The organism is Micromonospora sp. NPDC049044 (assembly GCF_040649215.1).
Lineage (GTDB): Bacteria > Actinomycetota > Actinomycetes > Mycobacteriales > Micromonosporaceae > Micromonospora.
The window spans coordinates 25,563-49,285 of the sequence record NZ_JBEZFA010000007.1 but is presented as its reverse complement, the minus strand read 5'-3'; the positions used below and the strand labels follow the sequence as shown (position 1 = coordinate 49,285).

Genomic DNA, 23,723 nt, shown 5'->3' with positions numbered 1-23,723 from the left:
GCCGCATAATGTCCAACTTCCCGTTCCTCTCGGTGCTCACCGTGGCGCCACTGGTGGGCGCCCTGGTGGTGGCCTTCCTGCCGCGCCATCGGCCGGAGCTGGCCAAGCAGGTGGCGTTCGTCTGGTCACTGCTGGTGCTGGTGCTCTCGGTGGTGATGTGGGTCAGCTTCAAGGCCGGCGGTGACCGGTTCCAGTTCCGCGAGTCGTACTCGTGGATCCCGGACTGGGGCGTCAGCTTCACCTTCGCCGCCGACGGCATCGCGTTGGTGATGCTGATGCTGATCGCGGTGCTGGTGCCGCTGGTGATCCTGGCCTCCTGGCATGACGCGGAGTCGTCGAAGCGGTCGGTGCCTGTCTACTTCGCACTGCTGCTGGTCCTCGAATGCACGATGATCGGTGTCTTCGCGGCCGCCGACGTCTTCCTGTTCTACGTGTTCTTCGAGGTCATGCTGGTCCCGATGTACTTCCTGATCGGCAGCTACGGCGGCCACCAGCGGCAGTACGCGGCGGTGAAGTTCTTCCTCTACTCGCTCGTCGGTGGTCTGTTCATGCTGGCCGCCGTGATCGGGTTGTGGGTGGTCGGTGGCAAGACCTTCGACTGGCAGGCGCTGTCGGAGGTCGACATCAGCACCGGCACCGGGCGGTGGCTGTTCCTCGGCTTCTTCCTCGCGTTCGCCATCAAGGCGCCGTTCTTCCCGTTCCACACCTGGTTGCCGGACGCTGGTGGCGCGGCCCCGGCGGGTGCCGCGGCCCTGCTCGTCGGGGTGTTGGACAAGGTCGGCACGTTCGGCATCCTGCGCTACTGCCTGCCGCTGTTCCCGGAGGCGTCGAAGTGGTTCGCGCCGTGGGCGCTGGCGTTGGGCGTGATCGGCATCGTCTACGCGGCGCTGCTGGCGGTCGGTCAGAACGACCTCAAGCGGCTGGTGTCGTACACCTCGATCGCGCACTTCGGTTTCATCGGGGTGGGTATCTTCGCCTTCACCACCCAGGCCGGCACCGGCGCGGTGCTCTACATGCTCAACCACGGGCTGGCCACCGGCCTGCTGTTCCTGGTGGTGGGTATGTTGATCTCCCGGCGTGGGTCGGCCCTGATCAGCGACTTCGGTGGGGCGGGCAAGCTGGTCCCGGTGCTCGCCGGGGTGCTCTTCTTCGCCGGTCTCGCCTCGCTCGCGCTGCCCGGTACGGCGCCGTTCATCTCCGAGTTCCTGGTGCTGATCGGCACCTTCACTGTGAACAAGCCGGTCGCGATCATCGCCACGCTCGGCATCATCCTGGCCGCCGCGTACGTGCTGTGGATGGTGCAGCGCACCACCCAGGGCACGCTCAACCCGACACTCACCGAGGTCGACGGCATGCGGCGGGACCTCAACCTGCGCGAGAAGGTAGTGGTCGCGCCACTTATCGCACTGATCGTGCTGCTCGGCTTCTTCCCCAAGCCGGTCACTGACGTGATCAACCCGGCCGTCCAGGCGACAATGGACGACATCGGCAGAACCGACCCGGCCCCGTCGGTCGGCACCGTCCAGGAGGCGGCAAAGTGACCGATTTCAAACTGCCGTCGATCGACTACGCGGCGCTCTCCCCGATCCTGATCATGTTGGGCACCGCCCTGCTCGGCGTGCTGGTCGAGGCCCTCGTGCCCCGGCGCTGGCGGCACGTCGTGCAGTTGACGCTGGCGCTGCTCGCGGTGCTCGCGGCGTTGACCATGGTGGTGCTCAACGCGGACGAGCGGATGATCACCGCCGGCCAGGCCCTCGCGATCGACGGCCCGACGCTGTTCCTCCAGGGCGCGATCCTGGTGCTGGCCGCGATGGCGCTGCTGCTGATCGGTGACCGCTCGGTCGAGCTGGGTGGGGCGTTCGTCGCCCAGGCGGCGGTGACCGCCGAGTCGGCCGACGACCGGCGGCAGGCCGAGGGCCGCAACGGCCTCACCGAGGTCTACCCGCTCACCACGTTCGCGATCGGCGGCATGCTGATCTTCGTGGCGGCGAACGACCTGCTGACCATGTTCATCGCGCTTGAAGTCTTCTCCCTGCCGCTCTACCTGCTCTGCGCGCTGGCCCGTCGCCGCCGCCTGCTGAGTCAGGAGGCCGCGATGAAGTACTTCCTGCTCGGCGCGTACGCCTCCGCCTTCTTCCTGTTCGGCGTGGCCCTGATCTACGGCTTCACCGCCGGTATCCCGGGCCGGGTGGCCGGCGTCGACTTCGCCACCATCAACGCGGCGGTGAGCGAGTCGCCGGCCAGCCGGGTGCTGCTCTTCGCCGGTATGGCGCTGCTCGCCATCGGCCTGCTCTTCAAGGCCGCGGCGGCACCGTTCCACGTCTGGACCCCGGACGTGTACCAGGGTGCGCCGACCCCGGTCACCGGTTTCATGGCGGCCTGCACCAAGGTCGCCGCGTTCGGTGCCCTGCTGCGCGTCTTCCACGTCGCGTTCGCCGACGCCAACTGGGACTTCACCCCGGTCCTCGGGGTGGTGGCGGTGCTGACCATGCTGCTCGGCGCGGTGCTCGCGGTCACCCAGACCGACATCAAGCGGCTGCTCGCGTACTCCTCGATCGCCAACGCCGGCTACCTGCTGGTCGGGGTGTTGGCGCCGAGCCGCGACGGGCTGGCCGGCACGATGTTCTACCTGGTCGCGTACGGCTTCTCGGTGCTTGCCGCGTTCGCGGTGGTGACCCTGGTGCGCGACTCCGACGGGGAGGCCACCCACCTGTCCCGGTGGGCCGGGCTGGGCCGCCGCTCGCCGTTCTTCGCCGGCCTGTTCACCTTCATCCTGCTGGCCTTCGCCGGTATCCCGTTGACAAGCGGCTTCATGAGCAAGTTCGCGGTCTTCGGGCCGGCGCTGGAGGGTGGGCAGACCTGGCTGGTGATCGCCGGTGTGCTGACCAGCATGGTGCTCGCGTTCCCGTACCTGCGGGTCGTGGTGATGATGTGGCTGTCCGAGCCGGGCGAGTCCACCCCGACCGTCATGGTGCCCGGTGGGCTCACCGCTGCCGCGTTGATGATCGGTGTGCTGGCGACCCTGGTGCTGGGCGTCGCCCCGGCGCCGTTGCTCGATCTGGCCACCGGAGCCGCCGAATTCGTTAGATGACCGAGGGATCGATCACCGGGGGTCGGCGCGTGTCCACGTGCCGACCCCCGGTGCGTATCCCCGACCCGGAGCAGGTAGAACGGGTGTGGCATGGTTGATAGCGTGGTGAATCCGGCGGGCGAGCGTTCAGTTTCCTCCGGCTCCGGCGGTCGGCGGGGTCGGGCGAGCACGAGTCAGTTCGGCGCGCTCGGGCTCCACCTCGCCGATCCCCGCGTCGAGGCGTCCGTGCTGGGTGTGCTGGACACGGTCGAGGTCGAGTTGCGAGCCAGTGTGGCAAGCGCCGACCCGTTCGTCACCGAGGCTGCCCGGCATCTGCTGGAAGCCGGCGGGAAGCGCTTCCGGCCGCTGCTGGTGGCGCTCGGTGCCCAGTTCGGTGACCCCGGCAGCGCGCAGGTGGTCCCGGCCGCTGTGGTGATGGAGCTCACGCACCTCGCCACCCTCTACCACGACGACGTGATGGACGAGGCAGTCGTCCGTCGGGGTGCGCCGAGTGCGAACTCCCGCTGGACCAACTCGCTCGCCATCCTGGTCGGTGACTACCTCTTCGCCCGCGCGGCGGACATCGCCGCCGATCTGGGCCCGGAGGCGGTCCGGTTGCAGGCGCGCACCTTCGCCCGGCTGGTGCACGGCCAGATCGCGGAGACCGTGGGGCCGCGCGCCGAGGACGACCCGGTGACCCACTACCTGAACGTGATCTCCGACAAGACCGGCTCGCTGATCGCCACGTCGATCCGGTTTGGCGGCATGTTCGGTGGCGCCGCTCCGGAGCACGTGGAGGCCCTCGCCGGGTACGGCGAGACGATCGGCGTCGCCTTCCAGCTCACCGATGACCTGCTCGACATCGCCTCCGAGTCGGGTCAGTCGGGCAAGACGCCCGGCACGGACCTGCGCGAGGGTGTCCCGACGTTGCCGGTGCTCTACGCCCGCGCGGCGGACGACGCCGACGCGTCCTCGATGCGGCTGCGGGAGATCCTCGCGACCGGCCCGCTCACCGACGACGCGCTGCACGCCGAGGCGTTGGGGCTGCTGCGGGAGAGCCCGGCCCTCAAGCGCGCCCGGGAGACAGTGCGCAGTTACGCCGAGGACGCCCGGGCGCGACTGGCCCCACTCCCGCAGGGCCCGTCCCGACAGGCGCTCGAGTCGCTCTGCGACTACATCGCCGACCGCACCAGCTGAGGGCGCACCCCGTCCGCTCGGGCCGCTACCGGGGCACCACGCCGTCTGACCGGGTCACCCCACCCTGACCACCGTCGGCGGTCAACAGCCGACTGCCGGCGAGCATGAGGGCGGCGGCGAGCAGCATCGCCACCGCCGCCGTGGTCCACATGGCGGGGTAGCCGAGGTGGGCGGCGAGTGGGCCCAGGCTCAGCGGGCCGAGGCAGCCGCCCGCGTACACCCCGGTCTGGGTGATCGAGGTGGCGGTGGCCGGTGACTGCGGGTGGAGCCGGACCACCGCGAAGGTCATCAGGCCGGGCCAGGCCCACCCCAGGCCGAACCCGAGCAGCACGCCGGCCACCAGCGGCACCGGGCCGGCCCACGCGAGCAGGGCCAGCCCGGCCGCGCCGACGACAAGCATCGCGGCGATGACGGCGACGTGACCGGTGTCGCGCCGGTCGGCAGACCAGCCGGCGCCCACCCGGGCCGCCAGGCACACCGCGCCGCCCATGGTCAGGGTGAGACCGGCCAGGCCGGGCGGGAGACCCCGAGCCGCGGCGGAGTCGACAAGGAAGGTGCCGAGCGCGTTGGCGGCGGCAGCGGCGAACGTCGCCGCCGCGCCGAGCACCAGGAGCGCCATCGTCGCCCGGCCCGCACGCGCCGCTCCGGTCCGCCGCGCCGGGCCGGGCAACTGCCGGGGTACGGCGGGCAGCGTCGTCAGCGCGGCCCCGGCGGCAGCCACGAACGCCCAGCGCCAGCCGACGGTGAGCGCGAAGACGGGCACCGCCGCCCCGGCCAGCAGGGTGGAGGCGGGGATGGCGGCCTGTTTCACGCCGAACGACAACCCCTGCCGTCGGGCCGGTACGTGCTGGGCCAGCGCCGTGTTGCTCGCCAACTGGCCGAGCGCGTTCGCGGCGGCGCTTACCGCCAGCAGGCCGACAAGCGCCGGATACGACCGGGCGAGAGCGGCCACCGCCAGCATCGACCCGGCGGCCAGCACGATGCCGCAGCGGGCCACCAGGGCCGGCCCGTACCGCTCGACGAGCCGGCCGGAGGGTACCGAGGCCAGCGCGCTGACCCCGAAGTAGACGGCCACGGCCAGGCCGAGACCGGCAGGGGAGAAACCGAGGTCCGCGCCCATCTGCACGGCGAGACCGCCGAGCAGGAAGACGGGCAGCACGCAGGCCACTGTGGTGGCGACCGCGCCGGCGCTGGCCCGTACCGGGTGGGGGCGGACGACTGTCAGGTCGGAGGTGGAGACGGTGTTTGTCATCGTCCGGCAAAGCTACGTGAACCCTGCTCGGGCAACGCTTGGTGACTACCGGGGTACACGCTGTGGGTGATGATCTGGCATCCTCCACCCGAACAGGCATTTCGCAGTGGGCCTGTATTTCATATGGTGTAAGTCCCCGGCGGCGGAGGTGGTTGTGCGCGACCCCTTGGCAGAACCTTCGGACCTGATTCGCAGCGTGTCCCGAGCGCTGCGGGTGCTGGAGTCGGTCGGTCGTGCCCCGAAAGGCCTGACGGTCAAGCAGATCGCCCGACGGTGCGAGCTGACCGTGGCCACCACCTACCACCTGGTCCGCACGCTCGCCTACGAGGGCTACGTGATCCGTCGCGAGGACGGCACGTACATCGTGGGGTTGGAGGTGGCCGACCGCTACCGGGAGCTGGTCACCGCGTTCCGCGGCCCGCCAGTGGTCGGTGAGACGCTCCGGCGGGCCGCTCTGGACACCGGCTACAGCCACTTCCTGGGTCGCTTCGTCGGTGGGCAGGTGGCGCTCACGGCAGTCGCCGAGGGCCACCGCTCGCCCTACCTGGAGGACCTGGTCCCCGGCTTCGACGAGGGGGCGCACGCGACGGCTCTCGGCAAGTCGCTGCTCGCCACCCTGACCGCCGATCAGCGCTACCGCTACCTGCGGGAGTACGGCATGCGTCAGTTCACCAACGCCACGCTCACCACGACCGAGGCGTTCGAGGCCGATCTGGCCGCCGGTGACCGGCGCGGCATGCAGCTGGAGCTGGGTCAGTTCCGGCAGGGGGTGGCGTGCGCGGCGGTGCTCGTCGCGCCGGACAAGGACATGGAGCGCCGCGTCGTGCTGGCCTGCGCGTTGCCGGCCAGCGAGATGATGACCTCCGCCCGGGTGGTCCGCGCCAAACTGCTCACCGTCGCCCGGAGCGTCGCCGACGGCATCGCCGCCGACACCTGACCCCGCACCGACGGCGAGAGGCCCTCTCCCGGGCTGGGAGAGGGCCTCTCGTGGCGGTCCAGCGCCGGACCCGCCGTGAGTGAGGTTCAGCGGTCCACCGCCCGCGGCGGCACCGTCAGCTGCCCACCGGGCCACCGTCGAGACGCCAGGTGACCACCACACCCGGCTTGGCGTAGTCACCGTCGGGCCAGTTCGAGGCCGGGTTCTCCACCGAGGCGCCGGTGATCTCACCCGGGTGCTGCACGGCGACGAAGACCGAGCGGTTGTCGCCGGTGATGAACGGCCCACAGGTCTCCGCGCCGACCGGTACGGTCAGGAACTGCTTGAGGTGACCCCGCTCCGGACCCTCGACGGCGGTGGCGAACAGGCCGTCGTTGCTGCCCAGCGCGTTGCCGTCGGTGGAGATCCACAGGTTGCCGGTGGCGTCGAAGGCGACGTTGTCCGGGCAGGAGATCGGCGAGACGCTGGTCTTGTCGTACCCGGCGAAGAAGGTCGACGCGTCGGTCGGGTCACCGCAGACGATCGGCAGCGACCAGGCGAAGGTCTCGGCGGTGTTGTCGTTGCGGTCCTCGACCAGCTCCAGGATCTGCCCGTGCTTGTTGGCGTTGCGCGGGTTGGCCTCGTCCGCGGCGGCCTTGCCGGCCTTACCGCGGTCGGTGTTGTTGGTGAGCGCCACGTACACCTTGCCGGTGAGCTGGCTCGGCTCCACGTCCTCGGGGCGGTCCATCTTGGTCGCGCCGACCTTGTCACCGGCGAGCCGGGTGAAGGTGAGCACGTCCGCGGCGGTCATCCCGTCGACGAACGACCGGTTGCCGCTGACCAGCTTGATCCAGCGACCTCGGCCGTTGAACGCGCCGTCGGTGGGAAGCTGGCCCGAGCCGTCGATCTCGGCGGCGCTCGTCTGGTCGAGCTTGGCCACGTAGAGCGTGCCGGATTCCAGCAGGGTCAGGTTGTGCTTGCGGGCCGCCCAGGAGTTGCCCTTGAGGAACTTCTGATCCGAGACGAACTTGTACAGGTAGTCGAACCGCTCGTCGTCGCCCATGTACGCGACCACGTGGCCGTCCCTGGCGACGATGACGTTCGCGCCCTCGTGCTTGAACCGGCCCATCGCGGTGTGCTTGCGTGGGCGGCTCTCCGGGTCGAACGGGTCGATCTCGACGATCCAGCCGAACCGGTGCGCCTCGTTGGGGTGCTTGGCCAGGTCGAAGCGTTCGTCGGCGCGCTCCCACCTGCGGCTGCCGCTGGGGTAACGGCTCGCGGTGCCGATGCCGTAGCGGTCCAGCTTCGGCTTCAGCTCGGCCGGGGCGGCGTCGGCGCCCACGAAGTACTGGTTGAAGTTCTCCTCGCCGGACAGCACAGTGCCCCACGGGGTCACGCCACCGGCGCAGTTGTTGAGCGTGCCGACGACAGTACGACCCTTGGGGTCGGCGGCGGTCTTCAGCCACGCCGAACCGGCGGCCGGGCCGGTCAGGTCGAACTTGGTGCTCAGCGCGGTGATCCGACGGTTGTACGGCCGGCGGCCCGCGTCGACCGGCTGCCACTGCCCGGTGCCCGCGACCCGCTCCAGCTCCACCACCGACATGCCGTGCGCGGCCATCGTGGTGCGAAGTTGCTCGACGGAGAGCCCGTCCAGGCCGGGGAATCCGGGGAACATCAGGTCCTCGTTCGTGTACTCGTGGTTGACCACGAGCAGTGCGCGCCGGCCCTGCTTGTCGAGCGGCAGCACGCCCACGAAGTCGTTGTTGTAGCCGAACTGCTTGGACTGCGCCGCGGCGCTCTGGTGGTGCAGGTCGAACGTCGGCGCACCCGGCAGCACCGGGTCCCCCCACTTGATCACCACGGCATGGTCGTAGCCGTTCGGCACGACAAGGGTGTCCAGCTTGTTCGGTGGGATCGGCTTGAAGGTCAGCGCGCCGTTGCCCACTCCGGTGCCGGGCCGGCCGAATCCGAATGCCTCCGGGACGTCCGGGGTGGCGGGGGCCGCCAGGGCCGGGGCCGCCCCGGCAACGGCGCCGCCGAAGCCGAGGACCAGCGCGCCGACCGCGCCGGCCCGGACCACTCCGCGCCGCGAGACCTCCGCGCTCACCACGTCGCCGAAGTACGCGTTGTCGGAGGTGTTCGGGACCGGGTGGTCGCAGGCGTTTCCGCAGCGGTACAGGCAGGTCATGGCGTCACGGGTGCCGTGGCGGCTGCCGGTCAGCAGCGGCAGCAGCCGGGGACGGTCGCTCATGGGGGAAGCCTCCAGAGGAGTCGGTGGCGCGGCAGGCGGCGTACCAGGCGGACGGTAGGAGGACGTGGTGAGCGCGCGTCGGCCACGATGTGAACCGGCAGTGAACACCTCCCCGGGCGGCTACCGCGGGTAACCGGTCTGACCTCGGGCTGAACCGATCGGCGTGACCGCACGTATTCCCGAGCGGACGCACCGCCGGACGCGCGCCGGAAGCGAGGGAGACCGCCATCAGCGACCACGACGCCCAACTGCTGCGCGCGCTGCACGACGAGCACGCGGAGGCGCTGTACGCGCATGCCCTGCGGCTGGTCAACGGCGATCGGCAGCGAGCCGAGGACCTGGTGCAGGAGACGCTGTTGCGGGCCTGGCGACATCCGGAGTCACTCGACCCCCGGCGCGGATCGGTGCGGTCCTGGCTCTTCACCACCGCCCGCAACCTGGCGATCGACGCCTGGCGGCGGCGGTCCACCCGGGTCGGCGAGGTCTTCACCGACGACCTGCCCGAGCCGCCCGAGGTTATCGACGAGGCCGAGCGGGCGGTGGAGGCGTGGACCGTCGCCGAGGCGCTCAACCGGCTCAGCCCGACCCACCGGGAAGTGCTCGTCGAGTGTTTCTACCAGGGACGGTCGGTGGCCGAGGCGGCCTCCCGCCTGGGCGTGCCACCGGGGACCGTGAAGTCCCGCACCCACTACGCGCTGCGGTCCCTACGGTTGGTCCTGGCTGAGATGGGAGTGACGGGATGACCCGGTGCGAGTTCGCGCACGACGACGGCGCGTACGTGCTGGGTGCCCTGGCCCCCGCGGAGCGGGCGGCCTACGAACGGCACCTTGGCGGCTGCGCGTCCTGCCGGGAGGCGGTCGCCGAGATCGCCGTCCTGCCCGGGTTGCTCGGCCGGCTCGACCCGGTGGGGTTGGAGCAGATCCTGCCGCCACCGGCCCCGCCCCGGGTGCCCACCCTGCTCGACGAGGCCCGGCGTCGCCGGCGTCGGGATCGCGCCACGGACCGGCGACGGTACGCGCTGACCACGCTTGCCGCCGCCGGGCTGGCCGTGCTTGTCGGTGTGGGCACCGCGATGGTGCTGCCCCGGCCCGTTGGGCCGCCCGTCGCCCAGGGCACGCCGACGCCGCAGGTGTCGATGGTCGCCATGCGTCCGGTGGCCAGCACCGGGCCGGTGCACGCCGACATCGGGCTCGTCGGCACCAAGTGGGGCACCCAGGTGACCATGCGCTGCGGGTACGACGCCCGGGCCAGCTACGGCAAGGCGTACCCGTTCCGGCTGGTGGCCCACGGCCCGAGTGGCGCCAGCGAACAGATCGGCTCCTGGCTGGCCGCGCCGGGCGACGCCCTCCAGGTCACCGGTGCCACCAGGTTCACCGATGCCGAGCTGGTGAGCGTGGAACTCCAACGGGCCGACGGCACACCCATCCTCACCTACGCGGTCCCCTGACCCCCCGCCCCCTGACCCCCCTGACCCCCCTGACCCCCTGACCGTCTCGCGGCCCGACCGCCTGCCGCGTCGATCATGGAGTTGTGGTGGGTGACAAACCCCCCGAAACTAGGGCTGTGCGGGCACCACAACACCATGATCGGCCGCAGGGTCGGGGCGGCGGGACCGGGTTCGGCGGGAGCTGCGGACGGCATCTGCGGTGAAGACGATGAGGGCGAGCCAGACCAGCGCGAAACCGGCGAGGCGGGCCGGCGGCATCGGCTCGTGGAAGATCAGCACGCCGCAGCCGAGCTGAAGGATCGGCGCCAGATACTGGATCATGCCGAGACCGCTCAGGGGGAGCCGGTTGGTCGCCCCGGCGAACAACAGCAGGGGGACCGCGGTGGCCGCGCCGGCAAGCACCAGCAGCGCGGTGTGCCCGGCCGAGACGTGGCCGAAGGTGGACTGGCCGCGGCTGGTGAGCCAGGCCAGGTAGCCAAGCGCCGGCAGGGCCAGCACCGCCGACTCGACGAAGAGTCCCTCCGCCGCCGGCAGTCCGAGCCTCTTCTTGACCAGGCCGTAGCCGGCGAAACTGAACGCCAGCGTCAACGCCAGCCAGGGCAGCCGGCCGTAGTCCACGGTGAGCACCACGACCGCCGACGCGCCGATGCCCAGCGCCAGCCACTGCGCCGGGCGGAGCCGCTCCCGCAGCACCGTCACCCCGAGCAGCACCACGACCAGCGGGTTGATGAAGTAGCCGAGCGCGGTCTCCACCACCCGGCCCGAGTTGACCCCGTAGATGTAGGTGCCCCAGTTGACGGCGATCAGCACGGCGGCGGCGACGATCCCGGCCACCGCCCAGGGGCGGCGTGCCAGCGCCCGCAGGAAGCCGACGTTGCGCAGCGCCGCGAGCAGCAGGGCCACGAAGACCACCGACCAGACGACCCGGTGGGCCAGGACCTCAAGCGGCCCGGCCGGCCGCAGCAGCCTGAGATAGAGCGGAAAGAAGCCCCAGAGCAGGTACGCGCCGAAGCCGTAGAGGTATCCCAGGCGAAGTGGCGTCATCTCGCTACCGTAAGGGCGTGCTGCGGTGTTGCTCCTTTCCGGTGACCGGGGTCACCGGGGTGCGCCGGTCGAGTTGCATCCACCGCCGCGGCTCGTCCAACGGGGCGAAGCCCACCCGGGCGTACACCTTGTGTGCGTCGTGTGTGGTCAGCAGGATCCGGCGTACGCCGAGGTCGTCGAGGTGGTCGCGGATCGAGCTGACCAACCAGCCGCCCAACCCGCGGCCTCGGGCGGCACGGTCGACGTACACGTCGGAGAGCCACGCGAAGGTGGCACCATCGGTGACCACCCGGGCCACCGCCACCTGCCGGTCGTCCTCCGGCCGGTAGACGCCGAACGGCAGCGAGCCGGCGAACGCCCGTGCCGTGGTCTCCCGATCCCGACCGAGCGCCCAGTACGCGTCGGTGGACAACCAGAGGTGCACCAGGGCCAGATCGAGTCGGGCGGGGTCGGTGCTGAGCAGATGACCATCGGTGCGGGTAAGCGAGAACACGCTGCGACGCTAACCGCCGAGGTGGGCGGCCAGACCGGCCAATTCCCAGATCCTGGTCATTGGCCGGCCGTCGTGGCAGCCCCGGCGGGCCGGCCCGGTGCCGGCCCGTGGGCGGTCAGTCCCGGTCGAGGACGGCGCCGAGGATCCAGGTCACGATGCTCACGAACAGGGCACCGAGCACTGCGGCCGGCCAGAACCCGTCCACGGTGAACGGCAGCCCGGCCTGGTCGGCGATCCAACTGGTGAGCAGGAACAGCAGCCCGTTCACCACGAGCGCGATGAGACCCAGGGTCAACAGGTAGAAGCCACAGCCGACGGTCTTGATGACCGGTTGGAGGACCGCGTTGACCACGCCGAAGATCACCGCCACCAGCAGCAGCGTGGTGACCGTCTCGACGGCGGAGTCAGACTCCAGCGAGATGCCCGGAATGAGGAGTGTGGCCAGCCAGAACGCCAGCGCTGTGCTGGCCAGCCGAATCAGCAGACCTTTCAGAAAACCCATGGCGGGGATCGTGCCACGGACCCCGCACCGACGTAACCCGCCAGTTGACCATGCGGGCCGATCAGCTGCGGCCGGGCCGACCGATCAGTTGCGACTCGATCGGCGTGGGGGAGAGCAGCGCCCAACGCAGCGCCCGCCGGTTGACCACGGCGACCATGTCGTCCCGGATCCGGGTCAGCCACTCGGCCGAGCCACCCAGCCCGAGGGCGGCGCCGGCCAGCGCGGCCTCGGTGTCGTCGAGCGGTTGCAGCAACGCGAGGTCGGCCCGACTCAACGCGTCGACGTCGGCCGGGGTCAACTCGTCCCGTACGACAAGCGTGGCCCGCCACGGCGGACCCGGCTCGGCCTCGGCCGACACCGGCCCGGCGTCGACGACAAGCAGCAACGGACGCAGGGCCGTGCCCACCCCGGCGGCGACCGGTCGACCGGGCGGGAGCAGCGGAATCGTTCCGCCCGGAGCGCCCACCCCCCGGACGAACGGCTCCCAGGCACGCGGCCGTGCGGTCTGCACCACCACCAGAGCGCCGAGCGCCAGCGCGCGCAGGGTCACCAACTGGGCCGCGCGCACCCCGCCGACCAGCAGCACCCGGGTGCTCTCCGGCCGGAAGAGTCGTACGGTGACGGCCCTGCCGTGCCGGTTCGTGCCGACCATCATTCCCGCGTCGCCGAGGGTCAGCTCCCAGTCGTCCATCGCGATGCGGGTCCGCGTCCCGGGTGCGGCAAGCGCCAGCGGCAGCGTCGCGGCCAGTCCGGGCAGGTGTGCGCCGTCGAGGCGTCGCAACTCCCCGCCCAGATCGGTCACCAGACGGTGCAGCGCCTCGGTGGCGGCGGTCAACTCGCTGGGTGTCGTGGCGGCCAGCCGCACGGTCAGCTCGGTCGGCGCCGGGCCGGAACCGGTGCTCGGCGAGGGGCCCGCGGTGATCGACACAGTCGTCGCGGTCGCCGGCAGGGCGAGCATCCGGTGCACCAGCCGCGGACCACCCGCACCGCCCGCCGCCGGCCATTGGACCAGCCGGAAGGTGGCCTGCACCAGGGTGCCCGACCGCAGCGCCAGCCAGGACTCGCGGACCGGCTGGCCTTCGTGGTGGGCCAGCTCGGCCAGGACACGCAGGGCCGCGGGTACGCCGAGGGGCCGCGCGGTAAGCGATCCGAACCGGCGGACGACGCGACGTACCGTGCCGGCGAGCACCCGGCGCAGGTCCTCCTCGGACCAGCCGTCCACCCGTAGCACCCGGATCGCCACCACCGCCCGCTCCCGGCCGGCGAGCCGCCCATCGGTGAGCTGCCGGTACGACGTGCCGGCCGTGCCGCCCGCTGCCGGCACCGGCGCCGGTGCCCCGGCGAGCAGCAGTTGGATCCGCAGCGGGGGCACGTCCGGGCCGGCCGGGGGCAGCAACGCGGTTGGCGCGGGGATCGCCCGGGACACGTCACCGAGCAGGTCACCGGGGTCGCCGAGCTCCAGTAGCGCCACCATGCCGTCGGTGTCCTCAAGAACGGCGGCCGGGCCGCCGGTCAGCTCCGTCGGGCGGACGACGGTGCCGGGAGCGACAAGGTCGAGCAGCTCGGCAGCTCCGGCCGGGCCGGCGAGCGCCCGACGGCGGGTCAGGTGCCCGACCGCGGTGCCCAGCCACTCGAAGAGCCAGCGGCCCCGGAACCGGACCCCGGCGACCGCCAGCAGCAGCACGGCTACCGGTGCGGCCACGACGATCAGCGGTGCCGGTCGGCCGACGGTGGTGAGCACGAGCGCCGCCGCGACCTGCGCGGCGACCAGTTGACCGGCCCGTACCCCGGCGACGGCCCTTCGATCGGACCGAACCCAGCGGTCCGATGCCGACCGGCGACGGGGTGCGCGCGGGCCGGTCGGGTCCAGGCTGACCTCGGTGGGTCGTGTCGATCCGGCCGCCTCACCCGCCCCGGCCGCTCGCCGGATGGTGTCCGGCCCGGACCCGACCGGGGTCGCCGGGTGCGGCCCTCCGGTGGTGATCGCCGGCACCGTGCCTCCTCGACCAGTGGGGACCTGTCGGGCGGCCGGCCCGCCGGCGGCCCGTCACACGCCGCGACGCGGCTGCAGCACATCGTAAGTGACCGATGGCTCAAGCGGTTGTCCACAGGGGAGACGGCAGGGGTAGCAGAACCGCAACGAGGCCGCTACCGTCAGCCACGAAGTCATCGCTGACCCGCGTCTCAGTGCTCGACGACCGGGCCAAGCGAGCGACGCGTTCCCAGGACGGGCGCGTCGAGACGGCCACGGTGCGATCAGGGAGACGAGGTGACGTCCGGGTGTCCCAGACCCAGGCAGAAGCCGCGGTGATGCAGCAGACCGCCGCGAAGTTCGAGCAGGTGGACCAGTCGTTGCAGGCCATGCTCACCGGCCTGCTGGCCGAGCTGCAGGTGTTGCAGCAGGCCTGGCGCGGCGCGGGTGGCAGGTCGTTCGAGCAGGTCAAGCAGCAGTGGTCACAGGACCAGGCGGCGCTGCACCGGGCGCTGCGGGAGACCGCCGGGGCGATCCGCACCGCCGGCCGGCAGTACGACGTCTCCGACGACGAGGCGGCCAGCCGGGTTGCCGGCACCAATCGCGGCGGCATCCAGCTTCCGCTCTGATCCCGTTCGGGAGGGAAATCCGATGGACCAAGGTGTGCTGGTTGTCAACTTCGCCGCGCTCCAGCAGGCCGGCGCGGACATCCAGAAGGCGCTGAACACGCTCGACTCGCAGCTCGGTCAACTCGAACGGGACGCCGCCCCGCTGGTGGCGAGCTGGACGGGTGAGGCCCGTCAGGCCTACGAGCAGCGGCAGGCGCGGTGGCGGTCCGCCTCGCAGGACCTCCAGGCGATGCTGCGCGACATCAGGGTGGCGGTGCAGGACTCGGCCACCGACTACCTGGACACCGAAAAGAAGAACACCGGGCTGTTCCAGTGAACGGGGTGGGTCGGGAGCCCTGACCATGTCCCGGTCAGCCGCCCGGCCGCCGCGGGTCGACGGTCCGGGCGGCCAGCCGTCGAGGGCCGACGGTCCGGGCGGTCAGCCGTCGAGGTCAGGCCGGGTCGGCCGGGCGCCAGCGTCGCCGGGCCCCGCGGGGCACCACCAGGGCGAACAGCGCCACGACGGCCGTCACCGTGCCGACCGCCGCGCCGACCAGCAGAGCACGTCGCTGCGCGGTGGCCCGGCGGGCCTGGCGGGCCAGCAGCGCCGGGTCGGTCCGGTCGTCGGCGAGCACGGCGACCGGTCGTGGATCGGCCGCGCGGCTGCCGCTGGTCTCGGTGACCGCCCGGTACGGGTTCAACACACCGGCACCGTATCCGCCGCCGTGGCCCGCGCCGGGAGCCGGATCGGCGGTGGCGATGATCCGTTCCGCGACCTGAGCGGCGGTCAACTCGGGTCGATACTCGCGCAGCAGTGCGGCGGTGGCGGCCACGAAGGGCGCGGCGTAGCTGGTGCCCTCGACCTGATGATGGCCCGACCCGGGGGCGGCGGTCAGCACCTCACTGCCCGGTGCGACCAGGTCGACGTACGAACCGGTCTGCGAGAAGGACGCCCGTGCACCGTCCGCGCCGATCGCCCCCACGCCGAGCACCCCGTCGTAGGCGGCGGGGAACGGTCGGGGATCCCCGCCGTCGTGCAGGTTGCCAGCAGCGGCCACCAGCACCACGTCCCGGTCGACCGCGTACCGCACTGCCGAACGGACTTCCGGGTCGTCCGCGTACAACACGACCGACAGGTTCACCACGTCGGCGTCGTGGTCGACGGCCCAGCGGATGGCCTGGGCGAACTCGTCGGCGCTGACCGTGCGCCCGGACTCGCGCCCCTGCACCACCTGCTGTTCGCTCACCCGCACCGGCTTGATCCGGGCGCCGGGCGCCACGCCCCGGAAGGCGATCCCGGGCTGAGGTGCCGCCGCGATGATGCTCGCCACACCGGTGCCGTGCCCGGCGCAGTCCCGACTGCCGTCGCCGCCGGGGTCGAGCAGATCGGTGCCGGCCAGCACACGGCCGGCCAGTTGGGGATGCGCCCGGTCCACCCCGGAGTCGACCACGGCGACGGTCACCCCGGCGCCGGTGGCCAGTTGCGCGAGACGGGTCGGGTCGTACCGTTGCTGAGGCCACGGTGTGGCAGTGACCGGCCGGACCGGGGCGAGTGGGGTCGCGCACACCGGCGCCGTTCGGAGCCCGGCGGTGACGGTCGCGCTCGGGAGAGCCGGTACGGTCAGCAGGCCCGCGGCCAGACCTGCGAGGACCGGGCGCGTGATCGATCGAGACATCGACAGCCTCCGTATCGTGTCGGCTCCGGGACGGGATGTTATCGCCTCACCCGCGCCCCGGTCGGCCGCCGACGGTCAGCCATTGTGATCTTGATACCACCTTGTAGGTTGTACGCGATACCTGTGGCCTGTTCTCGGAAGGGGAGGTGGCCGTGACCGCATGGGAGCCGGCCACGGAGGCCGAGGTGGCGATGCACGACGCGCTGCGCGCCAACGACCAGGAGCTCTACTTCCGACTTCTGTCCCGGACCGATCTGTTGCTGCCGGTCTCCGCGCCGGCGCAGCCCGGTCAGGCACCCCCCGGGTGGGGCACCTGGACCACAGGTGGTCGGACGCACGTGCTCGCCTTCACCTCCGCCACCGCCCTGCGGGTCTGCCTCGGTGAGCACTCTGGCACCAGTCGACGGGTCTCCTTCGCGGACCTCGCGCTCGGCTGGCCCAACCAGGAGTGGTGGCTCGCGGTCAACCCGGGCCTGCCGGTCGAGGGCTACCTGCCGGCCTGGTTCGTGTCCCAGCTCTCCCGGGGCGACGTACGCCTGCCCGGCCGTGCCATGGGCGCCCGCGCCCGGTTGGAGCGGGCGGAGACCCTGGCCCGCACCCGCACCGGCACGCCCGGTCGGGACGCCGCGCCGGCTGCCGGATCGCCTCCCACCACGGGTGCGACGTTTGCTGGCCCCACCCCGGTCCCGCCGGCCCACGTTCCGCCTGCCCCGGTTGCACCTGCCCCGGTTCCGCCTCCGCTGGTTCCGCCGGCCCATGTCCCGCCTGCCTCGATCCCGCCGGCCCACGTCCCGCCCCGCCGGGCCGCGTGGGGTCCGGCGGGTCGGGCGGCCGGTGCCCCGCCGGCGCCCGGCCCCGCGTCGCGGACGCCCGGCCTCGTCGAACCGTCGCACCGGCCGCACGAGGAGGACCTGCCCGCCGCCGGTCAGCGATACCCGAGCGACCCGCCCCGACCGGGCGCGTCGGGCACCGGCGCGCTGCCCCGCACCGGCCGGCCGTCCCGGTTCAGCCCGTTGGCCCCCGTCGACCGTCCCGGTGTCGGCCCGGCCGATGCCGCCGGGCCGGGTGTGGGCTGGCCGGCAGCGAATCGGCCGGGCGACGCCGACAGCCTGACCGTGGGCAACGGCAACGGCGGTCCGCAGGACGGACGTCGTTCCTTCTTCGAGCCGAGCACCGCCCGGGAACGGGCGTCCGACCCGACGCCGGGCGTCGGGCGCTCCGGCGACCGGGCGGCCCCACCGACCCGATTCGGGCGAGGTAGCCAGCCCTTCCCCCGCCGACGTCCGGCCGACGCGCCGGCCGAGGGGGACGCGACCCGGGCCTTTCCGATGACGGATCCGGACGCCACCCGGCCGCTGCGTCCGCCGGGCGGCGACCTCGGTGCGTCTCGCGGACTACGCGCACCGGCAACCGGCGAGGAGATCACTCAGCCCTTGCCGCCGCGCCGGCCCACCCCGCTGGCCGAGGAGCCGACCCGCGCCTTTCGGATGACGGGTGAGCCACCGCCGCCCCGGGCGTCGGAGCGGCCCAGCGCACCGGCCGACCAGACCCAGGCGATCCCCCGGGACCGGCCGAGCCGATTCGGGCCGGTGGAGGAGTTGCCGGCGTCCGTGGCCGAACCGGTCTCCGGCCCGCCCGCGCCGCGGCGCGGCTTCACGCCCATCGTCATCGAGGGCACCGTCATCGAGTCCCGGGACCTCCCCGACCCGGTGGAGACCAACGGCCTGTTCGACGCGGCCCGGCCGCTCCGCCCCGCCGAGGCCGCCCCGCGACCGTTCGACTCGGCGCCCTCCGGCCCGGACCTGTTCACCCCGTCGTCCCCCAGCCCCACCCCGTCCGGTCCCGCGTCGGCCAACCCCGGTCCGAGCCCTTCGGGGCCGCCCGTCGGCGGGCCGATGGCCGGAGGCCCCGCTGCGGACGTCCGGAGTGCTGCCGGCACGGGCGGTGGGCACACCGATGTCCACGATGGCGTCCCGGCCAGTGCCGATCACACCGACGTCGACGGCTCGTCGGCTGGTGCGGATCGGGTCGGCAGCGGCGGGAGCGCGACAGCGGACGGCGGCGGGCAGCCGCCACCTGTCGACGAGCCGGCCCCTGTCGAGTTCGAGCCGGCCAACACCGTCGAAGAAGACCTCCTCGGTGCCGCCGGCGCCGGCAGCACCGACACCTTCCTGTCCACCCTGCTGCTGGCCCGGGTGCTGCTACCGGCGGCCCCGGATTCTCTGCCGGGCAGCCGCCCCGGTGATGCGGGCTTCGTCTGGCGGACGGCGCAGCTCGACGGCGAGACGTACGTGGTGGTCTACACGTCACCGGAACGCCTCGCCGACCACGTCGAGGACGACGTGGCCACCGTCCGGGTGAAGTTCGCCCAACTGATCCGGCGGTGGCCGGACGAGGACTGGTCGTTCGCCGTCAACCCGGGCACCCCGGTCGGTGCCAAGCTGCCCGGTGAGCAGATCGTCGCCTTGGCCAACTGGGCCGCCGAGGTGGGGCTCGGTGACGACCTGGAGGTGGACCCGGAGGAAGCGCCGGCCGTGGCGGAGCCCACCGCCCGCCCGCGGTACGCCCCAGCGGCGGTCGACCCGACCCGACCGACGGTCATGCAGAAGGCTGTCGCACCCAGCCAACTCGCCTACTACCTGGATCGCGGGTACGACCGGGTGTCCGGGTTCGTGCACCGGGCCGGTGAGCTGGCCCACCTGACCACGCCCGCGCAGGTGTACGACGCTCTCGGCCTCAGCTACCCGGGTTCGCCGTTCGCCAGAGACGCCGACGAGATCTACGTGCTGCGTTGGCCGGCGCACCGGCCGAGCCTCTACCGGATCCCCTACGGCGGTCAGAACGAACCGGCGATGCGGGCCATGGAGGGTTGGGTCATCGAGCGGCCCCCGTTCCGGGGCAACGGCTTCGCCCCGGGCGAGAGCAGCGACGTGGTCGCGGAGTTCAAGGTGGACAGCGCGCGACTTCCGCACGGTGCGCAGCTCTGGCGGATCGGCGCGGACGGCACCGAGCGGGTGATCGCCGAACTGGACACCGACACGGTGGTCTGGCGACGGGTCGGTGAGGCGTGATGCGCGACGGTTACGTGGCCCGGTGGCAGGGTCGGGAATACCAGGCCAGCCCGGATGGCGACAACATCCGCCTCTACCAACGCGAACCGGGGGAGGGCTTCGAGGAGGTCCGGGCCGGCCGGTACGTCCGGGTGCTGCCGACGAGCGAGATCGAGGACCTCGCGTACGTGCGGACCACCTGCACCTGGCAGGGGCAGCCGTTCATCGTGCTCGGCGAGCACGATGCCTGGTTGCGGGTGGAATACACAGGCGGTCGTTGGCCGGTGGCCGAGGCGATGCGGTTGGAGGTCTTCGACTTCGGCGTCTACCAGGGGTGGGCGCCCGCCGCCGAGGTCACCAACCTGCGGGAGCAGCGGGTCTGACCGGTCAGCTCTTGGCCCAGCGCAGGATCTCGCCGAGCACCAACTCGGGCGCCTCCAGGTGCGGAAAGTGCCCCACCCCGTCGAGCAGCCGCCACTCGTAGGGGGCGACGACGTAGCGGCCGGAGCCCAGGGCGGTACGCGGCAGGGAGGCGGCGTCCAGTGCGCCGTGCAGCTGCAGGGTCGGGGTGGCCAGCGGCTTCTGCATGAGCCGGACGAACCGGTAGCCGTGCAGCCGCAGCAGCGAGCGGAACGCCCAGCGGTAACCCTCAAGTGCGCAGAACGCGGCCTGGGGGATGCACATCGCCTCCCGGCACCGCTCGGCGTACGCCTCGAAGTCCGGTCCGGCGACCCAGCGTGGCCCGCCCCAGCGGCGCAGGATCTCCGCGACGGCCGCCGCGCCGTCCCGGGTCAGTACGTGCTCGTAGCGGGGTAGCTGGAACTTCAGCGCCGGGGTGGAGGCGGCGAACTGCCCACGTGGGTCGGCGAAGATGCCGGCGCGCAGTCGCAGTGGGTGTGGTGCCCCCAACACCACGAGTCGCCGGACCAGGGCCGGATGGAAGGAGGCCACCGTCCAGCCCACCATGCCGCCGACGCCGCTGCCGACGATGGTCGCCGACCGCTCACCGAGCGCCCGGATCAGCCCGGCGATGTCGGCCGCGAGGGTGTAGCCGTCGTACCCCCGGGGTGGCTTGTCGCTGGCGCCGTAGCCGCGCAGGTCGACGGCGACCGCCCGGAAGCCGGCGTCGGCGACCGCCGGCAGCATCTGGTGCCACGCCCACCAGTGCTCCGGGAAACCGTGCAGGAAGAGCACCATCGGCCCGGTGCCGGCTTCGACCACATGGAACCGGGTGCCGTTGGCGCCGACGAAACGGTGCGTCCACGGCCCCTCGGTGAGGACACAGGACTCGTCGACGACTCCGCCGCGCTGGTCGGTCATGGCAGACAGCCTAGGACCCGGATACCGCGGGCGGCCCTGGCGGTCGCGTTGAACAGGGAGAAGCCCGGGTTGTCCCCTACCGGGAAAGCTGGACGAAGGGCGGCGCCCGGGCAGTCGAGCTGCCCGGGCGCCGCTGGGTGGTGCGGGATCGTCGGTCAGAAGATCCGGATCTTCATCGAGGTGCCGTCCTGCTCCAGAACCTTGATCTTGACACCGGTCGCGGGGAGCTTGACGCCGTGGTTCGGCAGCTCCTCGTAGAAGTACTTCTTGGTGTCGTCGAACAGGGGCTGCGCGGCCTCACCGCGGATGTACTGCGGCTGGCTGTTGAGACGCAGGGTGAACGAGTCGGCCTTCTTGAGGCTGAACGGCGCGTCGTAGACCTGGATCCGGGCCCGCCACGGAGCACCGGTCAGGTTGTAGATCGGCTCCGGGTGCGCGTCGATGTACAGGTTGCGACCCTCACCGGGGTGGCCACCCGGGTTCGTCTCCGGGTCGTATGGCGCGGTGTTGTTGTCGGAGAACCGGGTGTTCCAGTACGAGATGAGCAGGCCCTCCTGGTACGCGTAGTGGTCCACCCAGTCCGGGCGGGTGTTCGCGTAGCCGAAGAAGTACGGGCCGGTCTTCAGGTACTTGTCGTACGAGACGTACGACCGGTTGCCGGCGATGTAGAAGTTGTCGAACAGCCGGGTGTAAGTCGCCCCGACCACCTCGAACTCGTCGAGCGTCCAGCCGGCGTCGGTCTCGGCGCCGTCGCTGAACACGGTCTGACCGTCGGCGGTCACGGTGATCGCGTCACCGAAGAAGCCGCCCTCGGAGACACCACCGTCGGTGACGTAGTGCAGGCGAACCTGCGCCGACTTGCCGGCGACAGCGGTCAACGGGATGTTGATGTCGGTCCAGGCGCCCTTGCTGCTGCCGGAGAGGGCCGGGCGGCCGTTGCCGTCGACGCCGATCGGCTGGCCGTTGACGGTGCCGTTCAGGTCGATCCAGGACTGACCGCCGTCGGTCGACGCCTCGAAGTAGAGGTAGTCGTAGTTGGCTTCGATGCTGTACTTGCCCTTGAGCGACAGCGCCGCGGTGGACTTCCCGGTGAGGTCGAACGTCCTCGTCATCTTGCTGTCGAGGTTGTCGTCGTTACCGGAGAAGTACTGTTTGGCGCCTTCGATCGGTGCGCCGTAGTTGAAGGTGTACTCCCGTTGGGGCAGCACCACCACGGCGGCCTGTGCCTTCTCGGAGTTGTACTCCTGTGGCCCGAGATCCAGCTTCTTGTCCTGGCCCGCGACGAACACCTTGTAGTCGAGCCAGCCGAGCTGGAGCTTGTTCCACGCGCCGAGGTCGCCGCCCCGGTCGCCGATGCCGACGTCGTTCTTGGCGCCGAGCCGGCTCTGGGCCATCAGGGTCCAGTGCTCGTTGTTGTTGTCCGCGGGGCCGTAGTCGTCCGGCAGGCCCAGGTCGTGGCCGTACTCGTGGTAGAAGACGCTGCGGCCGCCGTTTTCCGGCTGGATCGTGTAGTCGCGGATCCAGACGCCGGTGTTGCCGATCTCGGTGCCGCCGATCGGAAGGTTCGGCGGGCCGACCGGCGAGCTGTTGTACGCCGACCAACGGTGGCTCCAGATCGCGTCCTCACCCTGCTGCGGGTCACCGTCGGCCTGGTCGCCACCGGAGTGGACGATCTGGAAGTGGTCGATGTAACCGTCCGACTCGTTGAAGTCGCCGTCACCGTCGTAGTCGAATCGGTCCCACTGGTCGAAGGACTTCATCTCGGTGGCGATCTGCTCGTCGGTCCGGCCCTTGGCCTTCTGGTCGGCGACCCACTGGTTGGCGGCGTCGCGGACCAGCGCCCAGGTGTTCGAGCAGACGTTGTCCGCGCAGACGGCCGGGTCGTCCCCGGGGTTCGGCTCCTCGCCGGGCTCCGGGTCCGGGATCGGGTCGTCGGAGCGACCGTAGCGGGCCTCGTTGTACCGGACCTTGACCCAGTCGGTCACCTCACCGTCGACGGTGTAGCGACCCGAGGACTGCGCCTCGTAGTACTGCTTGAGCGACTCGTCGCCCGGGTTGGTGCCGAAGTAGACCTGGCGGAAGTGCTCCGGGCTGAAGTCCGGCTGCCAGATGGTGGAGTTGTCCACGGCCCGGTTGGGCTCGGGGATCTTGTTGTGCAGCGGCCCCTGGAAGGTCGTCGGCCCGGCGATGTCCGGGTTCATGTCCTTGTCCGGGTAGGACGGGTGCCGCTCGTCGCCGAACTCGGCAAGGATCACGAAGATCTTGTCGGTCCGCTCACGCTCAAGCTCGACGTACTGGTCCCGGGGCTCCGGGTCGGTGCCGGCCGTGCGGGCGTTGGCCTTGGCCGTGCTCGCCTTGCCCACCTGGCCGACCTTGACGACCTTGCTGCCGTTGCGCTCGATGGGCTTGCTGCGCCCACTCAGCACGTCGGCGAGGCCCTGCTCACGCAGCTCGCGGCGCTTGTCCTCGAGCTTGTCGGGGAGTTCGTCCTGCAGCGCCTGCGGCTCTGCGGCGGCCGGTGCCGCCGGCAGTTTGGGCTGCGGCGCCGCCGAGGCGGACGGACCGTAGAACAGGCCCGTCGCCGTCAGTGAGAGCCCGAGCAGACCCACTGCGACTTTGCGCACGTGGTACCTCCGGTGTGAGGGAACCGGCCCCACGGGGGTACGGGCCGGTGGGAGATCGATCCCACGAGTGGGACCAAGGGTGAACATAGTTACTGCTGGGACGGGTGGGAAGACGAACGCGTCGATTTGTTGCAAGATTTTGTTGAGAATGCTTTTCACCGTCACACCCCGGCGCTTCATCAGCCACATTGGCCTGCGGCGGGCCGGCCACCCCCGGTCCGCAACGACGTATTTCGATAGACCCGATCGATGTACGACAGTGGGGCCGGCGGCGTCTCCGCCACCGGCCCCACCAACCACT

19 protein-coding genes are annotated in these 23,723 nt (G+C 71.6%); 10 read left to right on the top strand and 9 right to left on the bottom strand.

The annotated features are described in order from the left end of the window. Positions 1–8 precede the first annotated feature (8 nt). From AB0B85_RS07485 to AB0B85_RS07475, 3 genes are all read left to right on the top strand, one after another. The gene (locus AB0B85_RS07485; protein ID WP_357404610.1) at positions 9–1,541 is read left to right on the top strand and encodes an NADH-quinone oxidoreductase subunit M; all 1,533 of its coding nucleotides are present in this window, start codon (positions 9–11) and stop codon (positions 1,539–1,541) included. Continuing rightward, the gene (gene nuoN / locus AB0B85_RS07480; RefSeq protein WP_357404608.1) at positions 1,538–3,091 is read left to right on the top strand and encodes an NADH-quinone oxidoreductase subunit NuoN; all 1,554 of its coding nucleotides are present in this window, start codon (positions 1,538–1,540) and stop codon (positions 3,089–3,091) included. Before AB0B85_RS07485 ends, nuoN begins: the two co-directional genes overlap by 4 nt. A gap of 90 nt (positions 3,092–3,181) precedes the next feature. Next, the gene (locus tag AB0B85_RS07475; protein WP_357404606.1) at positions 3,182–4,267 is read left to right on the top strand and encodes a polyprenyl synthetase family protein; all 1,086 of its coding nucleotides are present in this window, start codon (positions 3,182–3,184) and stop codon (positions 4,265–4,267) included. 25 nt (positions 4,268–4,292) lie between these two features. Here AB0B85_RS07475 and AB0B85_RS07470 read toward each other — a convergent pair whose 3' ends face one another. Then, the gene (locus tag AB0B85_RS07470) at positions 4,293–5,519 is read right to left on the bottom strand and encodes an MFS transporter (RefSeq protein ID WP_357404604.1); all 1,227 of its coding nucleotides are present in this window, start codon (positions 5,517–5,519) and stop codon (positions 4,293–4,295) included. Between the two features lie 154 nt (positions 5,520–5,673). Between AB0B85_RS07470 and AB0B85_RS07465 the strand changes: the two genes are divergently transcribed. Then, positions 5,674–6,456, top strand: coding sequence for an IclR family transcriptional regulator C-terminal domain-containing protein (locus AB0B85_RS07465; protein ID WP_357404602.1), 783 nt, complete (start codon positions 5,674–5,676; stop codon positions 6,454–6,456). A gap of 115 nt (positions 6,457–6,571) precedes the next feature. On the opposite strand, the gene AB0B85_RS07460 is transcribed toward AB0B85_RS07465, so the two are convergent. Then, complete coding sequence (locus tag AB0B85_RS07460; RefSeq protein WP_357404600.1) at positions 6,572–8,686, bottom strand: PhoX family phosphatase; 2,115 nt, start codon at positions 8,684–8,686, stop codon at positions 6,572–6,574. A gap of 248 nt (positions 8,687–8,934) precedes the next feature. Here AB0B85_RS07460 and AB0B85_RS07455 point away from each other — a divergent pair, with 248 nt between their 5' ends. Both AB0B85_RS07455 and AB0B85_RS07450 read left to right on the top strand, forming a co-directional pair. Continuing rightward, positions 8,935–9,429 (top strand): sigma-70 family RNA polymerase sigma factor, encoded by a 495-nt coding sequence (locus tag AB0B85_RS07455; RefSeq protein ID WP_030334158.1) that lies wholly within the window; start codon positions 8,935–8,937, stop codon positions 9,427–9,429. Beyond that, positions 9,426–10,133, top strand: coding sequence for a zf-HC2 domain-containing protein (locus AB0B85_RS07450; protein WP_357404598.1), 708 nt, complete (start codon positions 9,426–9,428; stop codon positions 10,131–10,133). Before AB0B85_RS07455 ends, AB0B85_RS07450 begins: the two co-directional genes overlap by 4 nt. 108 nt (positions 10,134–10,241) lie before the next feature. Here the strand turns inward: AB0B85_RS07450 and rarD are convergent, their stop codons facing one another. The 4 genes from rarD to eccE form a co-directional block, all read right to left on the bottom strand. Beyond that, entirely contained in the window at positions 10,242–11,177 is a 936-nt protein-coding gene (gene rarD, locus AB0B85_RS07445) for an EamA family transporter RarD (RefSeq protein WP_357404596.1), read from the bottom strand. Between the two features lie 4 nt (positions 11,178–11,181). Continuing rightward, positions 11,182–11,670 (bottom strand): GNAT family N-acetyltransferase, encoded by a 489-nt coding sequence (locus AB0B85_RS07440; RefSeq protein WP_357404594.1) that lies wholly within the window; start codon positions 11,668–11,670, stop codon positions 11,182–11,184. A gap of 115 nt (positions 11,671–11,785) precedes the next feature. Then, positions 11,786–12,172, bottom strand: coding sequence for a phage holin family protein (locus tag AB0B85_RS07435; protein WP_355027384.1), 387 nt, complete (start codon positions 12,170–12,172; stop codon positions 11,786–11,788). Positions 12,173–12,233: 61 nt separating this feature from the next. Next, complete coding sequence (gene eccE / locus AB0B85_RS07430) at positions 12,234–13,943, bottom strand: type VII secretion protein EccE (protein ID WP_357404917.1); 1,710 nt, start codon at positions 13,941–13,943, stop codon at positions 12,234–12,236. Positions 13,944–14,452: 509 nt separating this feature from the next. Between eccE and AB0B85_RS07425 the strand changes: the two genes are divergently transcribed. Further along, positions 14,453–14,773, top strand: coding sequence for a WXG100 family type VII secretion target (locus tag AB0B85_RS07425; protein ID WP_357404591.1), 321 nt, complete (start codon positions 14,453–14,455; stop codon positions 14,771–14,773). Positions 14,774–14,795: 22 nt separating this feature from the next. After that, entirely contained in the window at positions 14,796–15,089 is a 294-nt protein-coding gene (locus AB0B85_RS07420) for a WXG100 family type VII secretion target (RefSeq protein ID WP_357404589.1), read from the top strand. A 115-nt stretch (positions 15,090–15,204) separates the two neighbouring features. On the opposite strand, the gene mycP is transcribed toward AB0B85_RS07420, so the two are convergent. Next, positions 15,205–16,428: a type VII secretion-associated serine protease mycosin gene (gene mycP, locus AB0B85_RS07415; RefSeq protein WP_357404587.1), complete on the bottom strand. Its 1,224-nt coding sequence runs from the start codon at positions 16,426–16,428 to the stop codon at positions 15,205–15,207. 152 nt (positions 16,429–16,580) lie between these two features. On the opposite strand from mycP, the gene AB0B85_RS07410 reads away from it, so the two are divergent. Together AB0B85_RS07410 and AB0B85_RS07405 are read left to right on the top strand one after the other, a co-directional pair. Continuing rightward, positions 16,581–19,499: an SseB family protein gene (locus tag AB0B85_RS07410; RefSeq protein WP_357404585.1), complete on the top strand. Its 2,919-nt coding sequence runs from the start codon at positions 16,581–16,583 to the stop codon at positions 19,497–19,499. Next, entirely contained in the window at positions 19,496–19,861 is a 366-nt protein-coding gene (locus AB0B85_RS07405) for a hypothetical protein (protein WP_357404583.1), read from the top strand. The genes AB0B85_RS07410 and AB0B85_RS07405 overlap by 4 nt, the downstream gene beginning before the upstream one ends. Positions 19,862–19,865: 4 nt before the next feature. Here the strand turns inward: AB0B85_RS07405 and AB0B85_RS07400 are convergent, their stop codons facing one another. Next, a complete protein-coding gene (locus AB0B85_RS07400) occupies positions 19,866–20,798 on the bottom strand; it encodes an alpha/beta hydrolase (RefSeq protein ID WP_357404581.1) in 933 nt (310 codons plus the stop codon). A gap of 155 nt (positions 20,799–20,953) precedes the next feature. Then, positions 20,954–23,407: an immune inhibitor A domain-containing protein gene (locus AB0B85_RS07395; RefSeq protein ID WP_357404915.1), complete on the bottom strand. Its 2,454-nt coding sequence runs from the start codon at positions 23,405–23,407 to the stop codon at positions 20,954–20,956. Positions 23,408–23,723: the final 316 nt, after the last annotated feature.